This window comes from Mesorhizobium sp. WSM4830 (genome assembly GCF_055811495.1).
The window spans coordinates 1-15,021 of record NZ_JBVVQI010000056.1; the positions used below are offsets into that span (position 1 = coordinate 1).

9 protein-coding genes and 1 pseudogene are annotated in these 15,021 nt (G+C 62.1%); 2 read left to right on the forward strand and 8 right to left on the reverse strand.

From position 1 onward, the window contains the following. From AC0L2Y_RS33180 to rpsL, 4 genes and pseudogenes are all read right to left on the reverse strand, one after another. A pseudogene (locus AC0L2Y_RS33180) lies at nt 1-77 on the reverse strand (GTP-binding protein); the annotation flags it as partial. Nucleotides 78-143: 66 nt separating this feature from the next. Continuing rightward, the gene (fusA, locus tag AC0L2Y_RS33185) at nt 144-2,234 is read right to left on the reverse strand and encodes an elongation factor G (protein WP_473562173.1); all 2,091 of its coding nucleotides are present in this window, start codon (nt 2,232-2,234) and stop codon (nt 144-146) included. Between the two features lie 30 nt (nt 2,235-2,264). Further along, entirely contained in the window at nt 2,265-2,735 is a 471-nt protein-coding gene (gene rpsG / locus AC0L2Y_RS33190; protein ID WP_008875664.1) for a 30S ribosomal protein S7, read from the reverse strand. An 85-nt stretch (nt 2,736-2,820) separates the two neighbouring features. Then, nucleotides 2,821-3,192: a 30S ribosomal protein S12 gene (gene rpsL / locus AC0L2Y_RS33195; RefSeq protein WP_006333356.1), complete on the reverse strand. Its 372-nt coding sequence runs from the start codon at nt 3,190-3,192 to the stop codon at nt 2,821-2,823. Between the two features lie 462 nt (nt 3,193-3,654). Here rpsL and AC0L2Y_RS33200 point away from each other — a divergent pair, with 462 nt between their 5' ends. Beyond that, a complete protein-coding gene (locus tag AC0L2Y_RS33200) occupies nt 3,655-3,936 on the forward strand; it encodes a transcriptional regulator (protein ID WP_254817147.1) in 282 nt (93 codons plus the stop codon). A gap of 124 nt (nt 3,937-4,060) precedes the next feature. Then, entirely contained in the window at nt 4,061-4,990 is a 930-nt protein-coding gene (locus tag AC0L2Y_RS33205) for a Gfo/Idh/MocA family protein (RefSeq protein WP_473562174.1), read from the forward strand. Nucleotides 4,991-5,026: 36 nt separating this feature from the next. Here AC0L2Y_RS33205 and AC0L2Y_RS33210 read toward each other — a convergent pair whose 3' ends face one another. From AC0L2Y_RS33210 to rpoB, 4 genes are all read right to left on the reverse strand, one after another. Then, on the reverse strand, nt 5,027-5,398 hold the full coding sequence (locus AC0L2Y_RS33210; protein ID WP_352493442.1) for a hypothetical protein: 372 nt from the start codon (nt 5,396-5,398) through the stop codon (nt 5,027-5,029). 38 nt (nt 5,399-5,436) lie between these two features. After that, the gene (locus AC0L2Y_RS33215) at nt 5,437-6,102 is read right to left on the reverse strand and encodes an O-methyltransferase (protein WP_473562175.1); all 666 of its coding nucleotides are present in this window, start codon (nt 6,100-6,102) and stop codon (nt 5,437-5,439) included. 87 nt (nt 6,103-6,189) lie between these two features. Then, the gene (gene rpoC / locus AC0L2Y_RS33220; protein ID WP_352951248.1) at nt 6,190-10,386 is read right to left on the reverse strand and encodes a DNA-directed RNA polymerase subunit beta'; all 4,197 of its coding nucleotides are present in this window, start codon (nt 10,384-10,386) and stop codon (nt 6,190-6,192) included. A 139-nt stretch (nt 10,387-10,525) separates the two neighbouring features. Beyond that, nucleotides 10,526-14,662, reverse strand: coding sequence for a DNA-directed RNA polymerase subunit beta (gene rpoB, locus AC0L2Y_RS33225; RefSeq protein WP_292662592.1), 4,137 nt, complete (start codon nt 14,660-14,662; stop codon nt 10,526-10,528). Nucleotides 14,663-15,021 lie beyond the last annotated feature (359 nt).

Sequence of the window (15,021 nt, forward strand, 5' to 3'; positions counted from 1 at the left end):
GTCTTGCCATGGTCGACGTGACCAATCGTGCCAATGTTCACATGAGGCTTAGTGCGCTCGAATTTACCTTTTGCCATGTGATCTCTCCATTCCTGCCAGCCCGTGCGGGCCTTGAATTAAGTTACTGGTGCAACTCGTTCGAGTTACGCGTATTTCTTCTGGACTTCCTGCGCGACCGCGGTCGGGACCGGCTCGTAGTGGTCGAACTGCATCGTGTAGGCCGCGCGGCCCTGGCTCATCGAGCGAAGGTTGTCCACGTATTTGAACATGTTGGCGAGCGGCACCATCGCGTTGATCACCACCGCGACGCCACGTGCTTCCTGGCCCTGGATTTGGCCGCGACGGCCGTTCAGGTCGCCGATAACGCTGCCGACGTAATCTTCCGGCGTCACCACTTCGACCTTCATGATCGGCTCGAGCAACTGCACGCCAAGCTTGGGCGCTGCTTCACGGAAGCAGGCACGGCCGGCGATTTCGAAGGCCAAAACCGAGGAATCCACGTCGTGGTAGGCGCCATCGATCAGCGTCGCCTTGACGCCGATCATCGGGAAGCCGGCGAACGGGCCTGAGGTCATGACGCTGTTGATGCCCTTTTCGACACCGGGGATGTATTCCTTCGGCACGGCGCCGCCGACGATCTTTGTTTCGAACTCGAATTCGCTGCTTTCCGGATTCGGCTCGAACAGGATCTTGACGCGGGCGAACTGGCCGGTACCGCCGGTCTGCTTCTTGTGCGTGTAGTCCTGCTCGTGCTTGCGGGTGATCGTCTCGCGATAGGCCACCTGCGGCGCGCCGACATTGGCCTCGACCTTGAACTCGCGGCGCATGCGGTCGACGATGATGTCGAGGTGAAGCTCGCCCATGCCGGAAATGATCGTCTGGCCGCTTTCCTCGTCGGTCTTGACGCGGAAGGACGGATCCTCGGCAGCCAGGCGGTGAAGGGCGAGGCCCATCTTTTCCTGGTCGTTCTTGGTCTTCGGCTCGATGGCGATCTGGATGACCGGATCGGGGAATTCCATGCGCTCGAGGATGACCGGGTGCAGCGGATCACTGAGCGTGTCGCCGGTGGTGGTGTCCTTGAGACCAGCGAGGGCGACGATGTCGCCTGCAAACGCCTCTTCGACGTCGGCGCGCGAATTCGCATGCATCTGCAGCATGCGGCCGATGCGCTCTTTCTTGCCCTTCACGGTGTTATCGACCGAGATGCCCTTGGTGAGCTTGCCCGAATAGATGCGGGCAAAGGTGAGCGAACCGACGAATGGGTCGTTCATGATCTTGAAGGCAAGCATCGACAGCGGCTCGTTGTCGTCGGCATGACGCTCGATCTCGGCGTCGGTCTTGGCGTCGACGCCCTTGATGGCCGGGACATCGGCCGGCGACGGCAGATATTCGACGACGGCGTCGAGCAGCGGCTGCACGCCCTTGTTCTTGAAGGCCGAACCGCAGAACATCGGATAGAACTTCACCGCGATCGTGCCCTTGCGGATGAGCGCACGGATCTCGTCGTTGCTCGGCATCTTGCCTTCGAGGTAATTCTCGAGCGCCGTTTCGTCCATTTCGACGGCGGCCTCGATCATCTTCTCGCGGTATTCTTCGGCACGAGCCTTGAGGTCGGCAGGGATCTCGACGACGTCCCAGGCAGCGCCCAGCGTCTCGTCGCGCCAGACCAGCGCGTTCATCTCGACGAGGTCGACGACACCCTTGAACTCGGTCTCGGCGCCGATCGGCAGCTGCATGACGACGGCATGCGCACCGAGGCGCGAACCGATCATCTCGACCGAGCGGTAAAAGTCGGCGCCGATCTTGTCCATCTTGTTGCAGAAGATCATCCGCGGCACGCGATACTTGTCAGCCTGGCGCCAGACGGTCTCCGTCTGCGGCTCGACACCGGCATTGGCATCGAGCAGCGCGATGGCGCCGTCGAGCACGCGCAGCGAACGCTCGACCTCGATGGTGAAGTCGACGTGGCCGGGGGTGTCGATGATGTTGAAGCGATACATCTTGCCGTCGCGACCCTTCCAGAAGGTCGTGGTAGCGGCCGACGTGATGGTGATGCCGCGCTCCTGCTCCTGCTCCATCCAGTCCATGGTGGCAGCGCCGTCGTGGACTTCGCCGATCTTGTGCGACTTGCCCGTGTAATAGAGGACGCGCTCGGTGGTCGTCGTCTTGCCGGCGTCGATGTGCGCCATGATACCGAAATTGCGGTAGTCTTCGATTTTATATTCGCGGGCCATGGGAGGTGCCTCTTCAGTCTCGTTCGCGCTTTACCAGCGGTAGTGCGCGAAAGCGCGGTTGGCTTCTGCCATCTTGTGGGTGTCTTCACGCTTCTTGACGGCGGTGCCGCGGTTGTTGGCCGCGTCCATCAGCTCGCCAGAGAGGCGGTCGACCATAGTGGTCTCGTTGCGGTTGCGGGCGGCGGCGATCAGCCAACGGATGGCCAATGCCTGGCGGCGCTCGGGGCGCACGTCGACCGGAACCTGGTATGTAGCGCCGCCGACGCGACGCGAACGCACTTCCACATGTGGCGCGACATTGTCGAGCGCCTGATGGAAGACGGTGACCGGCTCCTGCTTGGTCTTGGACTGGACCTGGTCGAGCGCGCCGTAGACGATGGTCTCGGCAACCGACTTCTTGCCGTCATACATGACGGCATTCATGAACTTGGTGACGATCAGATCGCCGAACTTCGGGTCCGGATTGATCTCACGCTTTTCTGCACTGTGACGACGGGACATTTTTTCTCTGCCTCAATTCTACGCGGTGGCCTGGATCCCGGATCGTCGCTTGACGCCGTCCGGAACGACCTTGGCTACGCTTCGGTCACTTCGGACGCTTGGCGCCGTATTTCGAACGGCGCTGCTTGCGGTTCTTCACGCCTTGCGTGTCGAGCACGCCGCGGATGATGTGGTAACGGACGCCCGGAAGATCCTTGACGCGGCCGCCGCGGATCATCACCACCGAGTGCTCCTGAAGGTTATGGCCTTCGCCGGGGATGTAACCGATCACTTCAAAACCATTGGTCAGGCGGATCTTGGCCACCTTGCGCAGCGCCGAGTTCGGCTTCTTCGGCGTCGTGGTGTAGACGCGCGTGCAGACGCCCCGCTTCTGCGGGTTCTGCTGCATGGCCGGGACCTTGTTGCGCTTCACCGGCGCAATGCGCGGCTTGCGGATCAGCTGGTTGACGGTAGGCATTAAACCCTCTTGTCTCTCAATTCCGTGTCTTGCCCGGTCAGGGCCGCTCAAAGCGTCATTTCCATACGCAAATTCGGGCCACAAACCGCGCCTCGCGGTCTTGCCCGAACAAATGGCAGAGGAAGCGGAAGCCGCTTCATGCACGCCGGAAATGTCTTTTCGCTCGTAAAACGAACCCTGTTTGAGGCAAACTCCAAAGCGTGTCGCTTCGGAAGCGAGAGCCTCACATCGGTTCTGACTGGGCGGCTTCTACTCGTATGGCCACTGTCCGTCAACCCCGGAGCGGCAAATATTGCGCTGAACCCGAGGCTTGGCAGCCATGCGAAAAGCGCATGTAATTTTCTTGCGCCGTTTTTCAAGAGGAAGGCAGAAAGTGAGCGGCTTGCCGCTGTTTCCAGGCCGTGCTTCGTGCGAAAAGGCGGCATGAACAGCCCAAAACCCCTCGCCCGGAGGTACGAACCCGTGAATGACAATGAGGAGCGCCCGGTCACCATTATTACCGGCCGGGTGTGGAAGCGCAAAGGCGGCAAGCCGGAGGGCGTGCATGTGATGCTGGTCGCGCCGGACGACGATTCGGCGGTGCGCCGCGCTCTCGAATCACTTGCCGCGGAAGGTTACGCCGAGGCCGAGCTCGATCAGATCGGCGACCTGGACGGCGTGCCCGACGAGGAGCCGCATCTGTCCGCCTATCAGGGCGCGCTCGAAGGCGAAGTATCGATCGTGACGTTCGATGTGCCTATTTGAAGAGATCTGAATCGCGGTCGATCTCGCGGGCCGGCGACACAAGCCCGGCGACTTGCCCGGCACAAGTTCTCTGCTAAGAAGCGACCTCTGGCAAAACCAAGCACACTCAACCTGCGGAGTTCCCATGTCCTCTAATCCCATCAAGCTCGGCATCGTCGGCGTGGGAAAGATCGTCCGCGACCAGCATCTGCCTGCGCTGGCGAAGGACCAGGATTATCGCCTGGTTGCCGCAGCCAGCCGCCATGGCAAAGTCGAAGACATCCCGAATTTCCCGACGATCGAGGCGATGCTCGACGCGGTGCCGGAGCTCGAGGCGGTGTCGCTGTGCATGCCGCCGCAGTTTCGCTATGACTCAGCGCGCACGGCGCTGGTGGCGAAAAAGCATGTCTTCTTGGAAAAGCCGCCCGGCGCCACGGTCAGCGAGGTCGAAGACCTGAAGGCGCTGGCGGCAGCGAACGGCGTTTGCCTGTTCGCCAGCTGGCATTCACGCTATGCGCCGGCTGTCGAAGCTGCACGTGCATTCCTCAGCTCGACTACGATCAGGTCGGCTGCCATCAACTGGAAGGAGGACGTGCGCCGCTGGCATCCGAACCAGGAGTGGATCTGGGCTCCCGGCGGTTTTGGTGTCTTCGATCCCGGTATCAACGCGCTGTCGATCGCCACCCACATCCTGCCGCCGATGTTCATCAGCTCGGCAGAGCTCGATTTCCCCGAAAACCGCGCTGCCCCGATCGCCGCCCATATCGCCTTCCGCACTTCGAACGGTCTGCCGGTGACGATGGAACTCGACTGGCGCCAGACCGGCCCGCAAAGCTGGGACATTCTGGCCGATACCGAGGCCGGATCGATGGTACTTTCCGGCGGCGGCTCGAAGCTCGCCATCGATGGTCGCGTCGTTCACGAGGAGCCGGAAGCGGAGTACCCGATGCTCTACAAGCGATTCGCCGAGATCGTGCGCGCGGGCACCTCCGACGTCGATCTCGAGCCCCTGCAGCACGTCGCCGACGCCTTCATGCTCGGCAGGCGCAATGTGGTCGAAGCGTTTTTCGATTGATACTGACGCCGGTAGAGCGACCTTGAATGTTCCGGATCACCTTGGCTTGCGGTCCGGGAATTCTCCCGGACGAGGCGCAGAAGTAACGGGAGCCGTCCGGTGTCCTTGTTCAAGTTCGCTCATGACATCTTGAACCACCACCTCGAGATCGGCCTGCCCCCAACCAAGCTCGGTGATTTCTCCATATCGAATGAAATTTGAACGGTCGAACCCGCCTTCAATGTCATTGTAGGAAATCACGCTCCGGCCGATCAAACCTACGACCCAGATGCGATGATCACTCCCGGCAGGCGAGTGATGCAGCCATTCTTCCGGTTCGATCTTGATCAGCTCCCAAAGTCTTCGCTGCCCAAAGCTCATGCGATCTCGGCCAGCGTTGATCAATTCCCAGATGGTTGCCTCGTTCAATTGACGATTCCTTCAAAAGCCAGCCGCCGGTGGCAGCTTCAGTCGACGATCGCTATGGCAAAGCCGTCATAGCCCTTGGCGCCAACAGTCTGGTTGGCGGTGCCTTGCAGACGCTTGTCGCTGCCGATGAACGAGAACGCCGCGCGTGCCCCTTCGACATTGGCGTCGCGACCATCTTCATTCACCACCGCGCCGTCACGGATGACATTGTCGCAGACGATGACGGTCCCCGGCCTCGAAAGACGCATGGCCCACGACAGATAGTGCGGGTTGTTCGGCTTGTCGGCGTCGATGAAGATGAAGTCGAACGGCCCGGCACTCTCGGCGCCTAACGCCGCAAGCGATTGAAGCGCCGGTCCGACCCGCAGTTCCACCCTATCCGACACCCCTGCCCGTTCAAAGTTCGACCGCGCGACACTGGCGTGGTGCGGATCAAGCTCGAGCGTCACGACCTTGCCGTCCATCGGCAATGCTCGCGCCATCCAGATTGTCGAATAGCCGCCCAACGTGCCGATTTCGAGTACCTTCTTTGCTCCCAGCATTCGCGCAAGAAGTGACAGCAGCTTGCCCTGTGCCGGCGAAACGTCGATCGGCGGCAGGCCCTGTTCACGGTTGGCCGCCAGAACGGCATCAAGGGCAGCATCCGCCTCGAAAAGAGCCTCGACAATATAGTCGTCGACAGAAGCCCAGATCTTCCTGCTCATCGTTTTCTTCTCCGATCCGATTGGGGAACCAAAAATGCGAAAAGGGGCCACTTGGGCCCCTTTTCTATCTTCATCTTTCTTGCGCGCTTACTGTGCGGCGGAAGCCATGTCGGTCAGCATCGGCTCGGCGACCTCGACGCCGGACGCCTTGCGGCGCTCGTCGATGATCAGCTCGTCGCGCGAGGTGGCGATGCGCCGGATCTGGCTCATCGTGCCACCGGTACCGGCCGGGATCAGCCGGCCGACGATGACGTTTTCCTTCAGCCCCTGCAGCATGTCGGTCTTGCCGGCAACCGCAGCTTCGGTCAGCACCCTCGTCGTCTCCTGGAAGGAGGCGGCCGAGATGAAGGACGGCGTCTGCAGCGAGGCCTTGGTGATGCCGAGCAGCACCGGTTGGCCTTCGGCCGGCTTCTTGCCTTCCTCGACCAGGCGCTCGTTGACCTCTTCCAGCTCGATCACGTCGACGTGGTCGCCCGGAATGTAGGTCGAATCGCCCTGCGTGGTGATCTCGACCTTCTGCAGCATCTGGCGAACGATCACCTCGATGTGCTTGTCGTTGATCGACACGCCCTGCAGGCGGTAGACCTCCTGGATCTCGTTGACGAGGTAGGAGGCAAGCGCCTCCACGCCCTTGATCGCCAGGATGTCGTGCGGCGCCGGATTGCCGTCGAGGATGTAGTCGCCCTTCTCGATGACGTCGCCGTCCTGGAGATGGAACGGCTTGCCCTTCGGGATCAGGTATTCGACCGGCTCAAGCGTCGAGTCATGCGGCTCGATGATGATACGGCGCTTGTTCTTGTAGTCGCGGCCGAAGCGGATCGTGCCATCGATCTCGGCGATGATGGCGTGATCCTTCGGACGGCGTGCTTCGAACAGTTCGGCCACACGCGGCAGACCACCGGTGATGTCCTTGGTCTTGGCGCTTTCCATCGGAATACGCGCCAGCACGTCGCCGGGGCGAACCTGTGCGCCCGGCTCGACCGAAAGAATGGCCTCGACCGAGAGCAGGAAGCGGGCGTCGCCGCCCTTCGACAGCTTGCCGACCTTGCCCTTGGCGTCCTGGATGGCAATCGCCGGCTTGAGGTCGTTGCCGCGTGGCGTCGAGCGCCAGTCGATGACCTCACGCTTGGTGATGCCGGTCGATTCGTCGGCCGTTTCCTGAACGGAAATGCCGTCGACCAGATCCTCGTACGACACCCTGCCCTCGATTTCGGTGAGGACCGGGCGGGTATAGGGATCCCACTCGGCGATACGCTGGCCGCGCTTAACCTTGTCGCCATCGTCGACGAAGATGCGCGAACCGTAGGTGACGCGGTGCGTGGCGCGTTCCTTGCCGGCTTCGTCGAGGATCAGCACCGCCATGTTGCGGCCCATGACCATCAGCTGGCCGTCGGAGTTGCGCACCACGTTGCGGTTGCGGATCTCGACCTTGCCCTCATAGGAGGCTTCAAGGAAGGAGGAATCCACCACCTGCGCCGTGCCGCCCATGTGGAAGGTACGCATGGTGAGCTGGGTGCCCGGCTCGCCGATCGACTGCGCCGCGATGACGCCGACAGCCTCGCCCTGGTTGACGGGAGTGCCGCGGGCCAGATCGCGTCCGTAGCAGACCGCGCAGACGCCGACCCTGACCTCGCAGGTCAGCGCCGAACGGATGCGGACCGACTGCACGCCGGCCTTTTCGATCAGTTCCACGTCCCGCTCGTCCATCAGCGTTCCGGCCTTGACCAGAACCTCGCCGGTGACCGGGTGGGTGATGTCGTCGAGCGAGGTACGGCCGAGAACGCGCTGGCCAACCGACGCGACGACCTGACCGGCATCGACGATCGGCTGCATGGTGAGGCCCTTGTCGGTGCCGCAGTCGAGCGAGTTGACGATGCAGTCCTGCGCCACGTCGACGAGACGACGCGTCAGGTAACCCGAGTTCGCCGTCTTCAAGGCGGTGTCGGCCAGACCCTTGCGAGCGCCGTGGGTCGAGTTGAAGTATTCGAGCACGGTGAGGCCTTCCTTGAAGTTCGAGATGATCGGCGTCTCGATGATTTCACCGCTGGGCTTGGCCATCAGGCCGCGCATGCCGGCGAGCTGGCGCATCTGGGTGGGCGAGCCGCGCGCACCGGAGTGCGACATCATGTAGATCGAGTTCATCGGCTTCTGACGGCCGTTGTCCTCGAACTCGACCGCCTTGATGCGGGCCATCATTTCGTCGGCGACCTTTTCCGAGCACTTGGCCCAGGCGTCGACGACCTTGTTGTACTTCTCGCCCTGGGTGATCAGGCCGTCATTGTACTGCTGCTCGTACTCCTTGGCCAAAGCCTCGGTGTCGGACACCAGCTTGATCTTGGCGTCCGGAATCAACATATCGTCCTTGCCGAACGAAATGCCGGCACGGCAGGCGTGGCTGAAGCCGAGAGCCATGATGCGATCGCAGAAAATGACCGTCTCCTTCTGACCGCAATGGCGGTAGACGGTGTCGATCATCTTGGAGATGTTCTTCTTGGTCATCTCCTGGTTGGCGGTCTCGTACGGCACGTTGTGGTTCTTCGGCAGAAGCTCGCCGATGATCATGCGGCCAGGCGTGGTGTCGTAGATCTTCGACACGACCTTGCCGTCGGCGTCGACCGTGCGGAAGCGCCCCTTGATCTTGGCATGCAGCGTCACCGCCTTGGTCTCGAGCGCGTGCTGGAGCTCGCCCATGTCGGCAAACACCATGCCCTCCCCCGGCTCGTTCTGGTTGACGATCGAGAGATAGTAGAGACCGAGAACCATGTCCTGCGACGGCACGATGATCGGCGCGCCGGAAGCCGGGTGCAGGATGTTGTTGGTCGACATCATCAGCACGCGGGCTTCGAGCTGCGCTTCCAGCGACAGCGGCACGTGGACCGCCATCTGGTCGCCGTCGAAGTCGGCGTTGAAGGCCGTGCAGACCAGCGGATGAAGCTGGATCGCCTTGCCTTCGATCAGGATCGGCTCGAACGCCTGGATGCCGAGGCGGTGCAGCGTCGGTGCGCGGTTCAAAAGCACCGGATGCTCGCGGATGACCTCGTCGAGGATATCCCAGACCTCCGGACGCTCCTTCTCGACCAGCTTCTTCGCCTGCTTGACGGTCGAGGAGTAACCCTTGGCGTCGAGACGGGCGTAGATGAAGGGCTTGAACAGCTCGAGCGCCATCTTCTTCGGCAGGCCGCACTGGTGCAGCTTGAGCTCCGGACCGGTGACGATGACCGAGCGGCCGGAATAGTCGACGCGCTTGCCGAGCAGGTTCTGGCGGAACCGGCCCTGCTTGCCCTTCAGCATGTCGGACAGCGACTTCAGCGGACGCTTGTTGGCGCCGGTGATGACGCGGCCGCGGCGGCCGTTGTCGAACAGCGCATCGACGGCTTCCTGCAGCATGCGCTTTTCATTACGCACGATGATGCCGGGCGCGCGCAGCTCGATCAGCCGCTTCAAGCGGTTGTTGCGGTTGATGACGCGGCGATAGAGATCGTTCAGATCCGACGTGGCGAAACGGCCGCCGTCCAGCGGGACAAGCGGACGCAGGTCCGGCGGAATCACCGGAACCACCTTCATGATCATCCATTCCGGACGGTTACCGGATTCCATGAAGTTCTCGACGACCTTGAGCCGCTTCAGGTACTTCTTCTGCTTGAGCTCGGAGGTGGTCGAAGCCAGCTCCGAACGCAAATCGCCGGCGATCTTCTCCAGGTCCATGCCGGCCAGAAGGTCGTGGATCGCCTCGGCGCCGATCATCGCGGTGAACGAATCCTCGCCATATTCGTCGACGGCCATCATGTACTCTTCCTCGCTGAGCAGCTGGTGCTCCTTCAGCGCGGTGAGGCCGGGTTCGGTGACGATGTAGTTCTCGAAGTAGAGGACGCGCTCAATGTCCTTCAGCGTCATGTCGAGCAGCGTGCCGATGCGCGACGGCAGCGACTTCAGGAACCAGATGTGGGCGACCGGTGCCGCCAGCTCGATATGGCCCATGCGCTCGCGGCGGACGCGCGACAGCGTGACTTCGACGCCGCACTTCTCGCAGATGACGCCCTTGTACTTCATGCGCTTGTACTTGCCGCACAGGCACTCATAGTCCTTGATCGGACCAAAAATGCGCGCGCAGAACAGGCCGTCACGCTCCGGCTTGAAGGTGCGGTAGTTGATGGTCTCCGGCTTCTTGATCTCGCCGAACGACCAGGACAGAATCTTCTCAGGGCTGGCAAGCGAGATCCGGATGGAATCGAACACCTGCGCGGGCGCCTGGGGATTGAAGAGATTCATGACCTCTTGGTTCATGCCGTTCTCCTTTTCGGGGTCCTCGAAAACCCCTTGCATCTAGCGCGGGCCAAACGCCCGCCGACTTGATCGGCCATCGGCCGAAGAATTTGGGTGCGCCCCGGTCGCGAGAGCCCTCTCCCGCGACCGAGCGTCTTGCTTATTCGGCCGCGTCGGGCAGCCGGATCGGGTTGTCGTCGAGCTTGGTGTTCTCCAGCTCGACATTGAGGCCGAGAGACCGCATTTCCTTGACGAGAACGTTGAAGCTCTCGGGGATGCCGGCCTCGAAGGTGTCGTCGCCTCTGACGATCGCCTCGTAGACCTTGGTGCGGCCGGCGACGTCGTCCGACTTCACCGTCAGCATCTCCTGCAGCGTGTAGGCGGCGCCGTACGCTTCGAGCGCCCAGACCTCCATCTCGCCGAAGCGCTGGCCACCGAACTGCGCCTTGCCGCCCAGCGGCTGCTGGGTAACGAGCGAGTACGGTCCGATCGAACGCGCGTGGATCTTGTCGTCCACAAGGTGGTGAAGCTTGAGCATATATATATAGCCCATCGTCACTTTGCGATCGAACGGTTCGCCGGTGCGTCCGTCATAGAGCTGCGACTGACCGCTGGTATGCAGGCCCGCCTGCTCCAGCATGATGTTGATGTCGGCCTCGTGCGCGCCGTCGAACACCGGTGTCGCGATGGAGACGCCGCGGCGCATCTGCTCGCTGAGGCGAACGATGCTCTCGTCGTCATATTCGCGGACCGGCTCGTTGCGGTCGTTGGCCGGCATGAAGCTCTCGAGCGTCTTGCGCAGCGGCTTGATGTCGCCCGCCGTCTTGTACGCGTCGATCAGATCGCCGATCTTCCTGCCCATTCCGGCGCAGGCCCAGCCCAGATGCGTCTCCAGGATCTGGCCGACATTCATGCGCGACGGCACACCCAGCGGGTTGAGCACGATATCGGCATGCGTGCCGTCCTCGAGGAAAGGCATGTCCTCGACCGGAACGATCCGCGACACGACACCCTTGTTGCCGTGCCGGCCGGCCATCTTGTCGCCGGGCTGCATCTTGCGCTTCACGGCCACGAAGACCTTGACCATCTTCATGACGCCCGGAGGCATCTCGTCGCCGCGCTGCACCTTCTCGACCTTGTCCATGAAGCGCTGCTCGAGCGCCTTCTTGGAATCGTCGTACTGGCCACGCAGGGCTTCCAGTTCGCTCTGGAGCTTTTCGTTCTCCACGGCAAACTGCCACCACTGCGAACGCGGATACTCGTCGAGCGTGTCCTTCGACAGCTTCGAGCCCTTCTTGAAGCCCTTCGGCCCGGCAATCGCCTCCTTGCCGACGAGAACGTCGGAAAGGCGCGAATAGACGTTACGGTCAAGGATCGCCTGCTCGTCGTCGCGGTCCTTGGCGAGGCGTTCGATCTCCTCGCGCTCGATCGCCATGGCGCGCTCGTCCTTCTCGACGCCGTGGCGGTTGAAGACACGCACTTCGACGACGGTGCCGAAGGTTCCCGGAGGCATGCGCATCGACGTGTCACGCACGTCCGAGGCCTTTTCACCGAAGATGGCGCGCAGCAGCTTTTCTTCCGGCGTCATCGGGCTTTCGCCCTTCGGCGTGATCTTGCCGACCAGAATGTCGCCCGGCTGCACTTCCGCACCGATGTAGACGATGCCGGCCTCATCGAGGTTCTTCAGTGCTTCTTCCGAGACGTTCGGGATGTCGCGCGTGATCTCCTCCGGCCCGAGCTTGGTGTCGCGGGCCATGACTTCGAACTCCTCGATGTGGATCGAGGTGAAGACGTCGTCGGCGACGATGCGCTCGGACAAGAGGATGGAATCCTCGTAGTTGTAGCCGTTCCACGGCATGAACGCGACCAGCACGTTGCGGCCGAGGGCCAGATCACCGAGCTCGGTCGACGGGCCGTCGGCAATGATGTCGCCCTTGTTGACCCGGTCGCCCATGCGCACCAGCGGACGCTGGTTGATGCAGGTGTTCTGGTTCGAACGCTGGAACTTCATCAGCCGGTAGATGTCGACGCCGGACTTGCCGGGATCGAGGTCTTCCGTGGCGCGGATGACGATACGCGTCGCGTCCACCTGGTCGACGATGCCGCCGCGGCGGGCGCCGATTGCGGCGCCCGAGTCACGGGCGACGATCGGCTCCATGCCGGTGCCGACGAACGGCGCTTCGGCGCGCACCAGCGGCACGGCCTGACGCTGCATGTTCGAGCCCATCAGCGCGCGGTTGGCGTCGTCGTTCTCGAGGAACGGGATCAGGGCCGCGGCCACCGAAACCATCTGCTTCGGCGACACGTCCATCAGATCGACGTTTTCGCGCGGCGCCATCATCACTTCGCCGGCGTTGCGGCAAATGACGAATTCGTCGACGAAATGACCATTCTTGTCGAGCTCGGCATTGGCCTGCGCGACGTGGTGCTTGGCCTCTTCCATTGCCGAAAGGTAAACGACCTCATTGGTCAGCTTGCCGTTGACGATCTTGCGGTACGGGCTCTCGATGAAGCCGTATTTGTTGACGCGCGCGAAGGTCGCAAGCGAGTTGATCAGGCCGATATTCGGGCCTTCCGGCGTCTCGATCGGGCAGATGCGGCCGTAATGCGTCGGGTGCACGTCGCGCACTTCGAAACCGGCACGCTCGCGGGTCAGACCGCCCGGTCCAAGCGCCGAAAGACGGCGCTTGTGGGTGATCTCCGACAGCGGGTTGGTCTGATCCATGAACTGCGACAGCTGCGAGGAACCGAAGAACTCGCGCACGGCGGCAGCCGCCGGCTTGGCGTTGATCAGGTCCTGCGGCATCACCGTATCGATCTCGATCGAGGACATACGCTCCTTGATCGCGCGCTCCATGCGCAGCAGGCCGACGCGGTACTGGTTCTCCATCAGCTCGCCGACCGAGCGCACGCGGCGGTTGCCGAGATTGTCGATGTCGTCGATCTCGCCCTTGCCGTCGCGCAGTTCGACCAGCGTCTTGACCACGGCCAGGATGTCGTCCTTGCGCAGCACGCGCACGGTATCCTCGGCCTTGAGCTCGAGGCGCATGTTCATCTTGACGCGGCCGACGGCCGACAGATCATAGCGCTCGCTGTCGAAGAACAGCGAGTTGAACATGGCTTCGGCGGTTTCGAGCGTCGGCGGCTCGCCGGGGCGCATCACGCGGTAGATGTCGAACAGCGCGTCCTGGCGGCTCTCGTTCTTGTCGACGTTGAGCGTGTTGCGGATATAGGCGCCGACATTGACGTGGTCGATGTCGAGGACCTTGATCTCGTCCTCGCCGGTGCCGAGCAGCACTTTCAGCGTCTTTTCGTCGATCTCGTCGCCGGCTTCGAGGAAGATCTCGCCGGTCGCGTAGTTGACGATATCCTCGGCAAGATAGTTGCCGAGCAGATCCTCGTCGGTCGCCTTGATCGCCTTGAGACCCTTCTCGCCAAGCGCCCTGGCCTGGCGGGCAGTGATCTTCTTGCCGGCCTCGACGACGACTTCGCCGGTGTCGGCGTCGACCAGGTCACCAACGGCCTTGAGGCCGCGGAAACGCTCGACGTTGAACGGGATGCGCCAATGGTCGCCGGCACGCTTATAGATGATCTTGTTGTAGAAGGTCGACAGGATCTCTTCGCCGTCCATGCCGAGCGCCATCAGCAGCGACGTCACCGGAATCTTGCGGCGGCGGTCGATGCGGGCGTGCACGACGTCCTTGCTGTCGAACTCGATGTCGAGCCACGAGCCGCGATAGGGAATGACACGCGCGGCAAACAGAAGCTTGCCGGACGAGTGCGACTTGCCCTTGTCATGGTCGAAGAAAACGCCCGGCGAACGGTGCATCTGCGAGACGATGACGCGCTCGGTGCCGTTGACGATGAAGGTGCCGTTCAAGGTCATGAGCGGCATGTCGCCCATGTAGACGTCCTGCTCCTTGATGTCCTTGATCGACTTGGCGCCGGTATCCTCGTCGATATCGAACACGATGAGGCGCAGCGTCACCTTGAGCGGCGCCGCATAGGTCAGGTCGCGCTGACGGCATTCGTCAACGTCGAATTTCGGTCCCTCGAACTCATACTTCACGAATTCCAGCATCGAGGAGCCGGAAAAATCGGAAATCGGGAAGACCGACTTGAAAACTGCCTGCAGCCCCTCGTCAGGACGCCCACCCTTGGGCTCCTCCACCATCAGGAACTGGTCATAGGATGCCTTCTGAACCTCGATCAGGTTCGGCATCTCCGCAACTTCCGGGATCTTTCCGAAAAACTTGCGTACGCGTCTGCGGCCATTAAAAGTCTGGGTCTGGGCCATCGTCGCTCCTTAGCTCAATTCTCGGGACGAGCCTCGCCGCGGCTCGCCTTGCATCTCGGGCCACCTTGGCGGCCCTGTCTTGTTGCCCGCCGCCTGTCGGCGGCTTCTTGTCTTTTCACCCGCCGCCAAATGGCGGTGGGCCAGAAACGGGAGAAAACCCGTTTCCTGAAGGCCGGTTTGCGGCCCTCAGGAAAGAGGTTTTCGCACTCTTCGCGTTACGCAGCCTCCCTTCGACGCGAAAGGAGTGGCGGGCGGCGCGCCCCCGGGCGCCCGGGCGGAACACGGAATTAAATTTAAAAATTGGGCCGGCGGGGGGGCCCGGGGGGGTGTGATTTTGAGGGGGGGGCGTGGGAAAAGCG